Origin of the sequence: Blautia sp. AM23-13AC, from assembly GCF_003435675.1 — a bacterium.
Classification (GTDB): Bacteria; Bacillota; Clostridia; order Lachnospirales; family Lachnospiraceae; genus Fusicatenibacter; species Fusicatenibacter saccharivorans.
This window is the reverse complement of the sequence record NZ_QTUL01000001.1, coordinates 240,547-254,904: the sequence shown is the minus strand read 5'-3', so window position 1 is coordinate 254,904 and position 14,358 is coordinate 240,547. Positions and strand designations below refer to the sequence as shown.

Below are 14,358 nucleotides of genomic sequence, written 5' to 3'. Positions count from 1 at the left end.
TTTATACTTGTAACTTAAAGTCGCAGGTTTTGACAAAACAGCAAGGCGGTGACAAATGAGAATTTTGTACAAAATAGCAAACAAGCTGTTTCGTATCGTGAAAAAGATTCTGAAGCTGCTTACCAGCCGTATGGTCATTATCGGTGTTGCACTTCTTCTGGAATTTTGCTGGCTGGCCGGAATTGTGATGCAGCTCAATGAAAAATCTGTCTACATCAACTATGCGGTCACGATCCTTTCCCTGATTGCAGTGCTTTCGATTATCAATAATCCGAAAATGAATCCCGGCTACAAACTGATGTGGGCAGTCTGTATCCTGGCGCTTCCGGTAACCGGAATCTGCCTGTACGGCATTCTCGGCCATTCCAGTGTGGCAAGAAAATTCCGTACACATTACGATACAGTTCTGCTTTCGCAGGGAGGCGTTCTTGGAGAGGAAGAAGAGACGCGTAAAAAGCTCGAGGAAGAAAATATCCTGGCAGCGGGGCAGTCTTCCTATCTGACCAATTATGCGCATTATCCTGTTTATGAAAACACAGAAACAGAGTATTACCCGCTGGGAGATGTATGGTTTGAGCACTTTATTGAGGAACTCAAAAAGGCAGAACACTACATTTTTATGGAATATTTCATCATCAGCGAGGGGTATCTGTGGGATACGGTGCTGGAGATTCTGAAGGAAAAAGCGGCCGCCGGTGTGGATGTGCGGCTGATTTACGATGATTTCGGCTGCGTGACGACGCTGCCGTATCAGTATTATAAATCGCTGCAGCAGATGGGCATCAAGTGTGCGGCGTTCAATCAGTTCCGACCGGTGCTGAATGTCATTTTAAATAACCGTGACCACCGGAAAATTGCCGTGATCGACGGTCATACGGCTTTCACGGGCGGCATTAATCTTGCGGACGAATACATTAACCGCAAGGAGCGGTTCGGCCACTGGAAGGATTCCGGAATCTGTCTGCATGGTGAGGCGGTATGGAGTTTTACGGTGATGTTTCTGCAGATGTGGAGCACAATCACCGGTATGGAATGCAATTTCGAATCATACCGGCCGGAGATCTATCACGAGGAAGCGTTTAAAAAAGACGGTTTTGTGCAGCCGTACGGCGATTCCCCGCTGGATGGAGAGACAGTAGGCGAGCATGTTTATCTGAACATTATTTCACAGGCGAAAAAATATCTTTATATTTTTACTCCGTATCTGATTCCGGACAACGAGACGCTGACCGCTCTCTGCATGGCGGCAAAGCGCGGAGTCGATGTGCGGATTGTAACGCCGGGCATCCCGGATAAGAAGATTGTCTATATTCTGACGCAGGCCAATTACGAGATCCTGCTGGAATCCGGCGTTCAGATGTACCAGTATACGCCGGGCTTTATCCATTCCAAGAGCTTTGTCTGTGATGATGAAGTTGCGACGGTCGGAACGATCAACATGGATTACCGGAGCATGTACCTGCATTTTGAGTGCGGTGTCTGGATGTACGGCAGCAGTGCGGTTGCCCAGGTAAAAGAGGATGCGCTGACCACGTTTGAACAGTGTGAGCAGATCAATATGGACTACTGCCGAAAGAAAAATTTTGCAGTCCGTGCACTCCGCGGTGCGCTGAAGTTTCTGGCACCGCTGCTGTAAACGGAACAGACAGCATAGTTCTGCGGTCGTCTGCATAGCCTGTAGGGAAGAAAGAGCAGATGTTTCGGGGGAATATGAAGAGAAGAACACGAAATATCGTCTGGAGCCTGCTGATGATCCTGGCGCTTCTTGCAGCGCCCTTGAAAGTGACTGCGGCAGAGCAGAATGGAGAATCTTCCGACAAGCAGCAGAACGAAACAACGGAACAGAAAACAGAAGAGACGGAGGAGACAGCACCGGAGATGACACCGGACCTTGGGCTGACTTCGCCGTCTGTTCTTTTGATGGAGGCACAGACCGGAACTGTTCTGTACGAGAAAAATGCGTCGGAACAGCGAAGCCCGGCGAGCATCACAAAAATCATGACGCTGCTGCTGATTTTTGAAGAGCTCGAAAAAGGGACGCTCCAGCTGACCGACGAAGTGACGACGAGTGCGCACGCCAGAAGTATGGGCGGGTCCCAGGTTTTTCTGGAAGAGGGCGAAAAGCAGACCGTTGAGACGATGATCAAGTGTATTGTCGTTGCTTCGGGAAACGATGCATCTGTAGCGATGGCAGAGCATATTGCGGGGACAGAAAGCGAGTTTGTCAGCCGGATGAACCAGAAAGCAAAAGAACTCGGCATGAACGACACGAAGTTTGAGGACTGCTGCGGCCTCACGGATTCCGACGGCCATTACACGACAGCGGCAGATGTGGCGAAAATGTCTCGGGAGCTGATCGAGCGCTTTCCGCAGATCCTGAACTATTCCTCTATCTGGATGGAAGAGATTACGCATGTCACACAGAAGGGAAGCAAACCATTCACCCTCACCAATACAAATAAGCTGATCCGCGGCTATGAGGGCTGTGTGGGACTGAAAACAGGAAGCACCTCGAAGGCGAAGTACTGCGTCTCGGCAGTGGCGAAGAAAAATGATCTGACAATGCTGGCAGTCGTGATGGGAGCACCGGACTACAAGGTGCGGTTTGCAGATGCGGCGTCACTGTTCCAGTATGGGTTTTCGTCCTGCAGCATCTACATAGACCGGGAACGCGATCCCCTGCCGGAACTTTCGGTTGTTTATGGAAAGCAGGATACGGCAGAACTGGAATATGCGGAAGAATTCCGCTATCTTGCGACGGGCGGGACGGTGATCGGTGAAGTGGAAAAAACGATAGAACTGCCGGAAGAGGTGCAGGCCCCTATCCAGAAAGGCGAGTGTGCCGGAAGAGTTGTTTACAAAGCAGACGGTGAGGAACTTGGTTCCGTTGCGATTTTATATGGAGCAGACGTGGCAAGAGCCGGCATGTGGGACCTGTTCGGATGTACGATGAAACAATATTTTCTTGGGACGGCATAAAGCCGGAGTATCATGCGCGAAAAGGAGAAAAACATGGCAAAGAAAAATTACTATGCGGTAAAACAGGGAAAGGTTCCGGGCATCTACCGGACATGGGATGCGTGCAAAGCGCAGGTACACGGTTATCCTGGCGCAATTTACAAGGGATTTGAGCGTCTGGAGGAGGCAGAGGCCTTTCTGGGCGGCGGTAAAATGCCGGAATCATTGCTGCGGGAAACAAAAGGAACGTATTCCGCTGCCCCGGAACGAAAGGCAGTACAGAGCACGGCAGCACCCGATCCTTCTTCTTGGGACTGGGAACACCTGATTCTGGCAGAAAAACCATGCGAAGACCCGGAATACGCCGGTGTCGGCAGGAGCGCCGTCGCATACGTGGATGGAAGCTATCAGCATGCGCTCGGAAAGTTCTCCTGCGGTGTGGTCCTCTTCCTGGACGGAAAAGAGTTGAATCTTGCAGAAGAATACAGCGACCCGGATCTCGTCTCCATGCGGAATGTGGCAGGCGAGATCAAGGGCGCAGAGCTGGCCATGGCTTACTGCCTGACACATGATATTCCGGAGCTGGCCATCTATCACGATTACCAGGGAATCGCAAGCTGGTGTACGAGAGAATGGCAGGCGAAAAAACAGGGAACCATCGATTACCGGAATTTTTACGATCTGGCATCGGCCAAAGTTGCGATCCGCTTCTGCAAAGTAAAGGGCCACACCGGCGTCACCTACAACGAAAAAGCCGATCAGCTGGCAAAACAGGCATTGGGCTTATAAACAGCAGGGAAAACGGGTTGTCATACACCGAAAAATCAAGTATAATGAACGGTATGAGAAAATTTACAACGACCTATTACAAACTTTCGTCAAATGGAAAATTTCTGGAAGGAAACGGTTTTCGTCTGGCGTTTATCAGTGATCTTCACAATATGGAGTTTGGCCCGGATAACACGGTGTTAAAGGCAGTCATCGATGAGGCGGCTCCGGATCTTGTCATCATCGGCGGGGACCAGATTGTGGCAAAGCCGGGGGAGAACCTCGACCCGGGTCTGAGTTTCGCGGAACGTCTTGCGGAGGAATACCAGGTAATCTATGGCTGCGGAAACCACGAATACCGTCTGAAGCTGTATCCGGAACAGTACGGCGATCTGTATGAAAAGCTCCGGGAGCGCCTGAAAAAGGCAGGAATCTGCTATCTGGAAAATGAGACGGCGGATCTTACCATCAGCGGCTGTCCGGTCCGGATCTACGGCTATGCCATGGACCGCACCTATTACAACCGCTTTTACCGCGGACCGCTGCCGGTTTCGGAACTGACGGACCACCTTGGAAAACCGGATCCGGCGCGCTACGGCATTCTGCTGGCGCATCACCCTGCCTACCGCAGCTCCTATGCATCATATGGAGCCGATCTGACGCTTTCCGGCCATTATCACGGCGGCGTGGTGGGCCTTGGCGCGCACCGGGGGCTTGTGACGCCGGATTTCCGCCTTTTTTCGAAAAACTGCCGCGGGCTGTTCCTGACGGGCGGCACCTGCCAGATCATCAGTGCAGGAACGGGCGAACACACCATTCCGGTCCGCATCTGGAACAGAAGAGAATTGATTATTACAGATATCGGGAAACCGTAAGGGAGAACAGAGCACATGGCGATACCAGTAAAGCTTCCGGTGTTTGAAGGACCGCTGGACCTTCTTCTTCACCTGATCGATAAAAATAAAATAGATATTTACGATATCCCCATTGTAGAGATTACGGACCAGTATCTGGAATACATTCATCAGATGGAGCGGGAAGACCTCAACATCATGAGTGAGTTCATGGTCATGGCGGCGACGCTTCTGGATATCAAATGCCGCATGCTGCTTCCGAAAGAAGTGAATGAGGAAGGCGAGGAAGAGGACCCGAGAGCCGAGCTGGTGCAGCAGCTTTTAGAGTACAAAATGTACAAGTACATGTCGTACGAGCTGCGTGACCGCATGAACGAGGCGAGCCGTTCCGTGTACAAGGAACCGACGCTTCCAAGAGAAGTGCTGGAGTACAGGACGCCGGTCGACACCTCCGAGCTCCTCTCGCAGATTTCTCTCGCGAAGCTCCATACGATCTATAAAATGATTTTAAAGCGCCAGGAGGACAAGATCGACCCGATCCGAAGCAAGTTCGGAAAGATCGAAAAAGAAGAGGTCAGCCTGCCGGACAAGATGACGTATGTCGAGCAGTTTGCTGTTAAAAAACGCCGCTTCAGCTTCCGCGACCTTTTGGAATCCCAGCCGGGCAAGGTGCATGTGATTGTCACCTTCCTTGCAATCCTGGAGCTGATGAAAACCGGCAAAATCCGGATCAGCCAGGAGGAGCTTTTCGGGGATATCCTGATTGAATCCCTGGAGGATGAAGACACCGTAGTTGTGCCGTATACAGACGAGACAGACAGTGAGGACAAGACAGATGGAAGAACAGAACAGGAATAAAGAAACTGCCCTGGGTGAGGCAAGACGCCCCTCTTCGGTCGAGGAGGCGGAAGCAGCCATCGAGGCAGTCCTTTTTGCGATGGGAGATTCCGTGGAGCTGGGAAGGATTGCAAAAGCGATCGGCCATGACACGGAGACGACCCGCAGGATTCTGAACCATATGATGGAAAAATATAATACGAAAGACCGCGGCATCCACATCGTGGAGCTTGAAAATGCGTATCAGATGTGCACGAAACAGGAATATTATGATTATCTTGTCAACATCGCCATGCAGCCGAAGAAGGCGGTTCTGACCGACGTCATGATGGAGACTCTCTCGATCATTGCCTACAAGCAGCCGGTCACGAAGCAGGAGATCGACAAGATCCGCGGCGTCAAGAGCGATCACGCGGTCAACAAACTGGTGGAGTACAATCTGGTGCAGGAGCTTGGCCGCCTCGACGCGCCGGGCCGCCCGATTGTGTTCGGCACGACCGAAGAATTCCTGCGGAACTTCGGCGTCGATTCCACCGACAATCTGCCGGAGATCAGTCCGGTCAAGATGGAGGACTTCCGCGCAGAAGTGGAAGAGGAAATGCAGATCAAGCTGGATGTCTGATCCGGCAGGAGAAAAAAGAAGGGAGATACCGATATGCCTACTACGTACGCACACGACAGGTTCGGAAGAGAAGTCTATGAACAGCTTCCGGCAAATTTGAAAAAGATCATTCGAGAAAACAAAAAATTGTATCTGATCGGACTGCACGGGCCGGATATCTTCTTTTATTACCATCCGTTCTCGAAAAACCGTGTGTCTGATTACGGAACGCTTCTGCATGAGCAGACGGCTTCCGTTCTGTTCGAGGATGAGGTGAAAAAGTATCAGCAGAGCCCGTCAGAGGCGATGGAAGCGTATCTGTTAGGCTTTGCCTGCCATTACCTTCTCGATTCGACGTGTCATCCGTATATCGGGAAATTTGTGGATCACACTGGAATTTCCCATGCAAAGATTGAGACGAGCCTTGACCAGTACTTCATGCTGGAGGACGGCCTCGATCCGCTCGTATACCGTCCGGCATCGCCGATCTGCCCGCACACCGACGGCAACAAGGTCATCCACCGCTGTTTTCCGGAAATCGGGGAAACAGAAATTGTCGAATGCCTGAAGGGCATGAAGCTCTGGACGAGAATCACGATCTGCCGCAGCAGTGCGGTAAGAAGCCTTCTTCTTGGAGCGATGAAACTGGTCGGCTGCTATGATTCGATGGGCGGCCGTGTGATGCCTGGAAGGCCTCAGAAGGAATGCGAAGCGGGCACACGGAATCTTGTCCACCTGTACGAAAGAGCGCTTGCAGAGGCGCCGCAGGAGCTTGTAAAGCTGGATGAAGTGCTCCATGGAAACGGAACGCTTTCCCCGCGCTTTGACCACAATTTTGATTAAAACAGACTTTTGAGAGCAACAGTAAGAATAGAAAAATCCCGGCAGGAATCTTTCCTAAGAATTCCTGACCGGGATCTTTTTTTGTCCGAAAGCAGATCTTTAATTTGATTTTACTTCACGCCACAGCTGGTTGTAAACCTCATCGGCATCATCGCCAAGATACGTAAAGGTTTCGCACCGTGCAAGCGTTTCCTCATCCGGGAAGGCGATTTCACTGTTTCGGATATCGTCATCCTCAATCAGTTCACGCGCCGCATCATTCGGCGTAGAGTAGGTAATATACTCAAAGTTTTTCAGTGCGATGTCCGGCCGGCAGAGGAAATTCAGGAATTTCTCTGCGTTCTCGACATGCTGCGCATCTTTTGGAATGCACCAGGAATCGATCCAGACGTTGGAGCCTTCTTTTGGAACAACGTATTCCAGATCCGGGTTTTCACGCTTCGTGTAGATAGCTTCACCGGAGTAAATAACGCCGATAGCCGCCTCATTTCCGATCATCTTGTCACGCACCTGATCCACAACGTACGCCTGCACGAGAGGTTTCTGTGTCACAAGCAGATCCTTCGCCTCCGTCAGCTCCTTGATATTGGTGGAGTTTAAGGAGTATCCCAGATCCTTTAAAGCAACAGCAAACGCATCGCGCACGCTGTCCTGCATCAGAATGCTGTCGCGGTAATTGGTATCCCACAGAACAGACCAGGAGTCGATCGGCTCGCTTACCATTTTTTTGTTGTACAGAATACCAACTGTTCCCCAGCAGTACGGGATCGAGTAGAGATTGCCCGGGTCGAACTGCTCGGAAGTCTCGTAGTACATATCTCCAATGTTGGAAGCGTTCGGAATATGGTCAAAGTTGATCGGCTGCAGCAGATCGTTCTGGATCATCTTCTGAATCATATAGTCGGACGGGCAGACAAGATCGTAGGAAATCGCACCGGATTTGATCTTCGGATACATGATTTCGTTCGTCTCATACTCCTCGTAAACAACGTGGATACCGGTTTCTTCCTCAAAGATATCGATGACATCAGAATCCATATATTCGCCCCAATTGTACACAATCAGCTGCTGGGAGCCGCCGGCTGAAGCATTCTGGCTTCCGTAGTAAATACCGCCGCCGCCGATGACAAGCACCATGGCGATCGGAAGAATCCGGCGGAAGACCACACGTTTCGTGATGCGGAAACGGATGCCCTTCTTCGCCATAGCCTCGCGCTCTTTTGCCTCCTCTTTTTCTTCCTTCGGAGAAGGATTCACATTCACAAGGAGCAGCAGAAGCAGTACGGTGACAAAAAGAATTGTGGAGAGCGAGTACATCTCCGGCTTGATTCCCTTGCGGACCTCGGCATAAATCTTTGTGGAGAGCGTATCAACGCCCGGTCCCTTGGTGAAGTAGGTGATAACGAAATCATCGAGGGACATGGTAAAGGAGAGCAGAAAGCCTGAAACAACACCCGGCATGATGTCCGGGAAGATGACTTTCCAAAACGCGTACAGAGGGGAAGCGCCAAGGTCGAGGGCTGCCTCGTACGTTGATTTGTTCGTCTGCTTTAATTTCGGCATAACGCTCAAAATAACATAAGGAACATTGAACGTGATATGCGCCATCAGAATCGTGCCGAATCCAAGCTGAATGCGGCAGATGATAAAGAGCAGCATCAGCGAGATTCCCATAACGATCTCACCGTTCAGCATCGGGATGTTCGTAATACCCATGAAAAGCGTCCGGCTTTTTTTTGACATGCTGTTGATGCCGATGCACGCAAGCGTTCCAAGGATGGTTGCAATCGCAGAGGCAAGAAGCGCAATGATTAACGTTGTATACAGCGCGTTCATGATCTCTGTATTGGCAAACAGTGAACGGTACCAGTGCAGCGTAAAGCCGCCCCATTTGGCACGCGTTTTTGATGCATTAAAGGAGAGCACCACAAGGGTGACAATCGGCGCATACAGAAGAATAAAGATGAGCGCCATGTAAATTTTTTCCAGTTTCTTTCTCAAAATGCCGTTCCCTCCCCGTCTTTATCGTATTTGTTCATCAGAACCATCGACAGGATGATGAAAATCATCAGGACTGTGGAGAGTGCACTTCCGGCATTCCAGTTGTTGGTCTGTTTGAACTCCTGCTCGATGACGTTTCCGATCAGAAGGATCTTGCTTCCGCCGAGCAGGTCGGAAATAACAAAGGTTGTAAGCGCCGGGATGAATACCATGGTAATACCGCTTACGATACCCGGCGTGGTGAGCGGCAGCGTTACTTTCAGAAACGTCTGCACACTGTTTGCTCCGAGGTCCCTTGCTGCGTTGATGACATCACGGTCGATCTTAATCAGAACATTGTAGATCGGCAGAACCATAAACGGCAGGAAGTTGTACACCATACCGAGAATGATCGCTCCCGGTGTATTGATGATAGAAATGCCGGGCAGATGGAAAAACGCGAGGATGCTGTTGATGACGCCGTTTTTCTCAAGCAGTGTCTGCCATGCAAGCGTACGGAGCAGAAAATTCATCCACATCGGGAGAATGAAGATCAGCACAATAAAGCTGGTCTGATTGACATTCCGGTTTGCCAGAATCATGGCAAGCGGATAGGCAAGCAAAAGACAGAGCGCGGTGCTAAGAAGCGACAGCCACAGCGCCAGGCCGAGTGCCTTGATGTTTTCCTTCGTCGCAACGTAGGCGAAATTCGAAAGGGTAAAGCCGCCTTCTTCCCCGGTGAACGCATAGTAGAGAATCAGGATCAGCGGGATGATGATGAAACCGGCAGCCCAGACGGCATACGGTGCTGCCAGCCATTTCTTTAATTTATTACTCTTCAATGGCTGCCGCCTCCTCATCTTCGGATTCCGGTTTGTTCATAATCTGGATATCGAACGGATCGACGTGAATGCCGACTTCCTGTCCGACCGGGAACAGATCGGTAGAGTGAACGAGAAGCTCAAAGCCGTTCACCGTAACCTCCATCTCATAGTGAACACCTTTGAAAATCAGATGGGTGACACGTCCGCGGATGGTACCTTCCTCCGGCTTCACAAGATCAATATCCTCCGGGCGGATCACAACGTCGATCGGTTTGTTTTTGCCGAATCCGACATCAACGCACTCGAACTTCGCACCGAGAATCTCGACGAGACGGTCCTCAATCATGATGCCGTCGAGAATGTTGCTGTCACCGATGAAGTCTGCAACGAATGCGTTCTGCGGCTCATTGTAGATGTCTTCCGGTGTGCCGATCTGCTGGATATAACCCTGGTTCATGACAACAATCGTGTCCGACATAGTAAGCGCCTCTTCCTGATCATGGGTGACATAGACAAAGGTGATACCAAGCTCGTTTTTCAGACGGATCAACTCGTACTGCATATCCTGACGGAGCTTTAAGTCAAGTGCGCCGAGCGGCTCATCCAGAAGCAGAACTTTTGGTTCGTTGACAATCGCGCGCGCAATGGCGATTCGCTGCTGCTGGCCGCCGGAGAGAAGCGCCGGGGAGCGGTTTTCGTAACCCTCAAGGTTAACAAGTTTTAATGCGTATTTGATTTTGTCATCGATATATGCTTTGGATTTTCCTTTGATTTTCAGCCCGAAAGCAATGTTTTCCGCAATTGTCATATGCGTGAAAAGAGCATATTTCTGGAACACCGTATTTAACTGGCGTTTGTTCGGCGGAAGCTGGGTGATATCCTGTCCGTTAAATAAAACCTTTCCGGCATCCGGTGTCTCAAAACCGCCGAGGATACGTAATGTGGTTGTTTTTCCGCAGCCGCTCGGGCCAAGGAGGGTAAGAAATTCGTTTTCACGGATATAAAGATTCAGATCATCCAGAATGGTAACTCCGTCGTACGATTTTGTGATGTTGACCAGATCAAGTAATTTGGTACTCATGTGTAATATGCTCCTTTCGGGTTGTGAAATTTGGAACACCGTTTCTCGTGAAAATCACGCGGTGTAAAAAATCTAAAAATAAGGCGGTGAACTGACCCAGAGAATGATGGCCGGTGTTTTACCCGGATTTTCCAGATAGTGATTACAGGAAGCGGGATAGTAGAAGCTTTCCCCTTTCTTCACTTTGTGGCATTCATCTCCAAGATGAAGGAGAATACGGCCGGAAAGTACATAGCCGAATTCCTCGCCTTCATGCGGTGAATCAATCTCGGTGCACGCGCCGCTTTGCAGCGTCAGCCGGATTGGCTCCATCCTGTTTTTCTGTGCATTCGGAACGATCCATGCGATCTCGTTGCCCTGCGCTTCAGCGGTCTTTACAAAGTAATCTTCTTCGCAAAAGACAACCTGATTGTCCTGCTCTTCGCCGAAAAACGTTTTTAGATCCGTTCCAAGGCAGGTAAGAACATCAACCAGCGTGGCGATCGAGGGAGAGGTCACATCGTTTTCAAGCTGGGAAATAAATCCCTTTGACAGCTCGCTCCGATCTGCCAGTTCCTCCTGCGTCAGCCCTTTCCACATCCGCAGTTCCCTGATTTTTTTTCCGATTTCCATAAAAAATCCTTTCTGCATCCAAAGTCTTTCCCGGGATCCTTTTGCTGAATACGGATTCTCAGGAAATCTCAGTAAAAATAAACAAAAAGTTTAGTAATTCTATACAAACACGGGGAATTATACATGATATGGATCGCAGTGTCAATAACTTTGTGAAATTTTACCATGATTTTGCAGGAAACCTCATATAATGAAGAAGAAGCAGACAAAAAGCCGGTCCCAAAAGAGCGTCCGGCTTTTCCATTTTTAAAGAGAAAAAACACAAGGGGGATCTGATTTTGAACAGAAAAAGAAGAAACAAGACAGGTTTTTTCCTGGGAATCCTGCTTCTGTTTTTGGGAAGTGTGTCCGTGACTGCGACAGAGCAGGAGAGCGAGCCGAATCAGCTGTTTGCAACGGCGGCATGCCTGATGGATGGCGATACCGGCCGTGTGCTGTTCGGAAAACGCGAGACAGATCCTATGGCAATGGCGAGCACAACGAAAATCATGACATGCATTCTGGCACTGGAAAACGGACAAGAGCAGACGGTCGCAACTGCATCGGCTAAAGCAGCCGCAGCGCCGAAAGTACATCTCGGTGTGCGGGAGGGAGAACAGTTTCTGCTTGGCGATCTTCTGTATTCCCTGATGCTGGAATCGCATAACGACGCGGCGGTAATGATTGCAGAGACCATCGGCGGAAGTGTAGAGGAATTTGCATCGCTTATGAATGAAAAAGCCGCAGCAATCGGCTGTACGGATACGCATTTTGTGACGCCGAACGGTCTCGATGCTTCTGACGCAGGCGGAGATCACCACACGACAGCAGCTGATCTGGCACGGATCATGCGATACTGTGTCTGGATTTCACCGAAAGCCGCCCAGTTTCTCGCAGTGACGCAGACGCGGTCCTATACCTTCTGGGATCTGGAAAAGAAAAACATGTTCAACTGCTATAATCACAACGCACTGCTGGATCAGATGGATGGAGCTGTTTCGGGAAAAACCGGCTTCACGGCAAAAGCCGGTTACTGTTATACCGGTGCGCTGGAGCGGGATGGAAAGCGTCTGATTGTGTCGTTGCTTGCATGCGGATGGCCCAGCCATAAAAACTATAAATGGGCGGATGCCGCAAAGCTTTTAAACTACGGGCTGGAATCGTATATGTATCGTGACGTGCTGGACCATAGCTGGAACCCAGGGCAGATTGAAGTAGCAGACGGTGTTTACGACGGGATGCTGCAGGTAAAAAGCAGCGCCCGCCTTACCCTTACAAGTCCGGCGCTTGATCCGGCGCGCTCGCTTCCCGCTCTTCTGAAAGAGACAGAAATACCGGAAAAAGACATTTTTTTACCGGAGCTTTTGAAAGCCCCGGTAAAGAAAGGAGAAAAGGTCGGTTCGGTTACGTATTCGATCGACGGGATTCTTCTCGCGGAATATCCCGTCTATGCAGCCGAAACGATCGAGAAAATTGATTATGGGTGGTGCATGGAAAAGGTCGCAGAGCGCCTCTTTTGTCACTCTTCGGTATGAGTTACTTTTGCAAGTGTTTCCGTTGAAAGAATTTTCCGGATATTGCAGAGAAACAGCGTAACGGCAGTGATAACAGAACATACATCAGCGATCGGTTCTGCATAGTAAACGCCCATGACACCGAAGAAATGCGGCAGAATGAGTGCAAGCGGAATCAGAAGGATGACTTTTCGAAGCAGTGCAATAAAAAGAGAAATCTTCGCCTGGCCAAGACCGAGGAAGGAACTCTGTACGCCGCTCTGCAGTCCGAAAATTGCCATGCCGGCAATGTAAACCGGAAGTACCTTCTCTACGATGACAATCAGTTCCGGGTCAGTCGTGAAAAGACCGGCAAAAAGAGCCGGACGAAGCATTGCGAATACAACGTAGACGAAAGCGGCAGTAAAAGTAATGGCGATCATGCGCCGGATTGTCTGGCGGACACGGTCAAACTGGCCTGCACCAAAGTTGTAGCTGATGATCGGCTGTACACCGTTCGTAAAGCCGTTGACCGGTACGAAAATCAGCTGCAGCACCGACTGGAGAATTGTCATCGAGCCGACATAGAGGTCGCCGCCGTACGTCTGCAGCCCGTGGTTCATGACGATTGTGATGGCACTTTCCGTTGCAGACATGATAAATGGTGAGATGCCGAGTGCCATGACAGAGCCTAAAATGGAAAAATCCGGTTTCATGGTGCGAAGAGAAAGGCGGACACCTGATTTTTTTGAGGTAAGAAACCGAAGAACCCATGCAGCACTTAAAGCCTGGGAGAGAATGGTAGCAAGTGCGGCCCCGGAAACACCCATATGAAGAACGAAGATGAAAACCGGGTCAAGACCAATGTTGATAACAGCGCCAATGAGAACGGAGCACATGGCCGTGCGTGCGTGTCCCTGACAGCTGATAAAAGTATTCAATCCGACAGCCAGCTCGACAAATACGGTTCCGACAAGATAAATGGAAATATACGTGGAAGCGTATCGGATTGTGTTGCTGCTTGCACCAAAGAGGTACAGAAGCGGTGTCTGAAAGAAAAAGAAAAACGCCATCAGACACACGGAGAAAAAGAGCAGCAGGGAAGTGGAGCTTCCAAGAATTTTTTCTGCGCGGTCCCGGTTTTTCTGTCCGAGTGCGATGGCGGCAAGAGGAGCACCGCCTCCACTTGCGAATCCGGCAAAGGCGGAGATGATTGTGATAATCGGAAACGTGACGCCGACACCGGTCAGTGCCAGGGAACCAACATCAGGAATCCGGCCGATATAAATGCGGTCTACAATGTTATATAGTACATTTACAATCTGTGCGAGGACAGAGGGAAGGGCCAGTTCGAGCATCAGTTTCCCGATTTTTTCGGTGCCGAGACGGCCATCTTGCTTGGTCTGCATGAAAAAAACCTCCAGTTTTTTTGTTGATGAAACGTATATTTTTCTGCGTCCTTTTCGTGGACATTGCTTCTATTATAGCTTTTTAAGGGCAATCCTGCAAGAAAAAAACGAAAAACTTT

Annotated in this window: 13 protein-coding genes; 8 read left to right on the top strand and 5 right to left on the bottom strand. The window is 50.1% G+C overall.

The window, feature by feature from the left end; translation table 11 throughout:
• Positions 1-55 precede the first annotated feature (55 nt).
• The 7 genes from cls to DW642_RS01135 all read left to right on the top strand — a co-directional run bounded on the left by cls (position 56) and on the right by DW642_RS01135 (position 6,861).
• A complete protein-coding gene (gene cls / locus DW642_RS01165; RefSeq protein WP_117509012.1) occupies positions 56-1,636 on the top strand; it encodes a cardiolipin synthase in 1,581 nt (526 codons plus the stop codon).
• Between the two features lie 74 nt (positions 1,637-1,710).
• Positions 1,711-2,979 (top strand): D-alanyl-D-alanine carboxypeptidase family protein, encoded by a 1,269-nt coding sequence (locus DW642_RS01160; RefSeq protein WP_242991098.1) that lies wholly within the window; start codon positions 1,711-1,713, stop codon positions 2,977-2,979.
• Positions 2,980-3,012: 33 nt separating this feature from the next.
• On the top strand, positions 3,013-3,747 hold the full coding sequence (locus DW642_RS01155; RefSeq protein WP_117509011.1) for a ribonuclease H1 domain-containing protein: 735 nt from the start codon (positions 3,013-3,015) through the stop codon (positions 3,745-3,747).
• 53 nt (positions 3,748-3,800) lie between these two features.
• On the top strand, positions 3,801-4,601 hold the full coding sequence (locus tag DW642_RS01150; protein ID WP_158554950.1) for a metallophosphoesterase: 801 nt from the start codon (positions 3,801-3,803) through the stop codon (positions 4,599-4,601).
• A gap of 15 nt (positions 4,602-4,616) precedes the next feature.
• Positions 4,617-5,438, top strand: a complete 822-nt coding sequence (locus tag DW642_RS01145) for a segregation and condensation protein A (protein ID WP_117509009.1) — start codon at positions 4,617-4,619, stop codon at positions 5,436-5,438.
• Positions 5,416-6,039, top strand: a complete 624-nt coding sequence (scpB, locus tag DW642_RS01140) for an SMC-Scp complex subunit ScpB (RefSeq protein WP_055226398.1) — start codon at positions 5,416-5,418, stop codon at positions 6,037-6,039. The genes DW642_RS01145 and scpB overlap by 23 nt, the downstream gene beginning before the upstream one ends.
• A 33-nt stretch (positions 6,040-6,072) precedes the next feature.
• A complete protein-coding gene (locus DW642_RS01135; protein WP_055226396.1) occupies positions 6,073-6,861 on the top strand; it encodes a zinc dependent phospholipase C family protein in 789 nt (262 codons plus the stop codon).
• Between the two features lie 99 nt (positions 6,862-6,960).
• Here the strand turns inward: DW642_RS01135 and DW642_RS01130 are convergent, their stop codons facing one another.
• The 4 genes from DW642_RS01130 to DW642_RS01115 all read right to left on the bottom strand — a co-directional run bounded on the left by DW642_RS01130 (position 6,961) and on the right by DW642_RS01115 (position 11,358).
• Positions 6,961-8,835, bottom strand: a complete 1,875-nt coding sequence (locus tag DW642_RS01130) for an extracellular solute-binding protein (protein ID WP_179964625.1) — start codon at positions 8,833-8,835, stop codon at positions 6,961-6,963.
• A 23-nt stretch (positions 8,836-8,858) separates the two neighbouring features.
• Entirely contained in the window at positions 8,859-9,701 is an 843-nt protein-coding gene (locus tag DW642_RS01125; RefSeq protein ID WP_055218051.1) for an ABC transporter permease, read from the bottom strand.
• Positions 9,673-10,746: an ABC transporter ATP-binding protein gene (locus tag DW642_RS01120; RefSeq protein ID WP_117509007.1), complete on the bottom strand. Its 1,074-nt coding sequence runs from the start codon at positions 10,744-10,746 to the stop codon at positions 9,673-9,675. The genes DW642_RS01125 and DW642_RS01120 overlap by 29 nt, the downstream gene beginning before the upstream one ends.
• Before the next feature lie 72 nt (positions 10,747-10,818).
• Positions 10,819-11,358 carry a cupin domain-containing protein gene (locus DW642_RS01115; RefSeq protein ID WP_055226534.1) on the bottom strand — a complete coding sequence of 180 codons (540 nt, stop codon included), beginning with the start codon at positions 11,356-11,358 and terminating at the stop codon, positions 10,819-10,821.
• 278 nt (positions 11,359-11,636) lie between these two features.
• Here DW642_RS01115 and DW642_RS01110 point away from each other — a divergent pair, with 278 nt between their 5' ends.
• Positions 11,637-12,872, top strand: a complete 1,236-nt coding sequence (locus DW642_RS01110; RefSeq protein ID WP_226906314.1) for a D-alanyl-D-alanine carboxypeptidase family protein — start codon at positions 11,637-11,639, stop codon at positions 12,870-12,872.
• On the opposite strand, the gene DW642_RS01105 is transcribed toward DW642_RS01110, so the two are convergent.
• Entirely contained in the window at positions 12,857-14,239 is a 1,383-nt protein-coding gene (locus DW642_RS01105) for an MATE family efflux transporter (RefSeq protein ID WP_055226390.1), read from the bottom strand. The two genes, DW642_RS01110 and DW642_RS01105, sit on opposite strands and share 16 nt — an antisense overlap.
• Between the last annotated feature and the right edge of the window lie 119 nt (positions 14,240-14,358).

Bases quoted from the DNA above. Each gene is read 5' to 3' on its own strand.
- cls (WP_117509012.1), top strand. From the start codon at position 56: ATGAGAATTTTGTACAAAATAGCAAACAAGCTGTTTCGTATCGTGAAA.
- DW642_RS01160 (WP_242991098.1), top strand. From the start codon at position 1,711: ATGAAGAGAAGAACACGAAATATCGTCTGGAGCCTGCTGATGATCCTG.
- DW642_RS01155 (WP_117509011.1), top strand. From the start codon at position 3,013: ATGGCAAAGAAAAATTACTATGCGGTAAAACAGGGAAAGGTTCCGGGC.
- DW642_RS01150 (WP_158554950.1), top strand. From the start codon at position 3,801: ATGAGAAAATTTACAACGACCTATTACAAACTTTCGTCAAATGGAAAA.
- DW642_RS01145 (WP_117509009.1), top strand. From the start codon at position 4,617: ATGGCGATACCAGTAAAGCTTCCGGTGTTTGAAGGACCGCTGGACCTT.
- scpB (WP_055226398.1), top strand. From the start codon at position 5,416: ATGGAAGAACAGAACAGGAATAAAGAAACTGCCCTGGGTGAGGCAAGA.
- DW642_RS01135 (WP_055226396.1), top strand. From the start codon at position 6,073: ATGCCTACTACGTACGCACACGACAGGTTCGGAAGAGAAGTCTATGAA.
- DW642_RS01130 (WP_179964625.1), bottom strand. From the start codon at position 8,835: ATGGCGCTCATCTTTATTCTTCTGTATGCGCCGATTGTCACCCTTGTG.
- DW642_RS01125 (WP_055218051.1), bottom strand. From the start codon at position 9,701: ATGAGGAGGCGGCAGCCATTGAAGAGTAATAAATTAAAGAAATGGCTG.
- DW642_RS01120 (WP_117509007.1), bottom strand. From the start codon at position 10,746: ATGAGTACCAAATTACTTGATCTGGTCAACATCACAAAATCGTACGAC.
- DW642_RS01115 (WP_055226534.1), bottom strand. From the start codon at position 11,358: ATGGAAATCGGAAAAAAAATCAGGGAACTGCGGATGTGGAAAGGGCTG.
- DW642_RS01105 (WP_055226390.1), bottom strand. From the start codon at position 14,239: ATGCAGACCAAGCAAGATGGCCGTCTCGGCACCGAAAAAATCGGGAAA.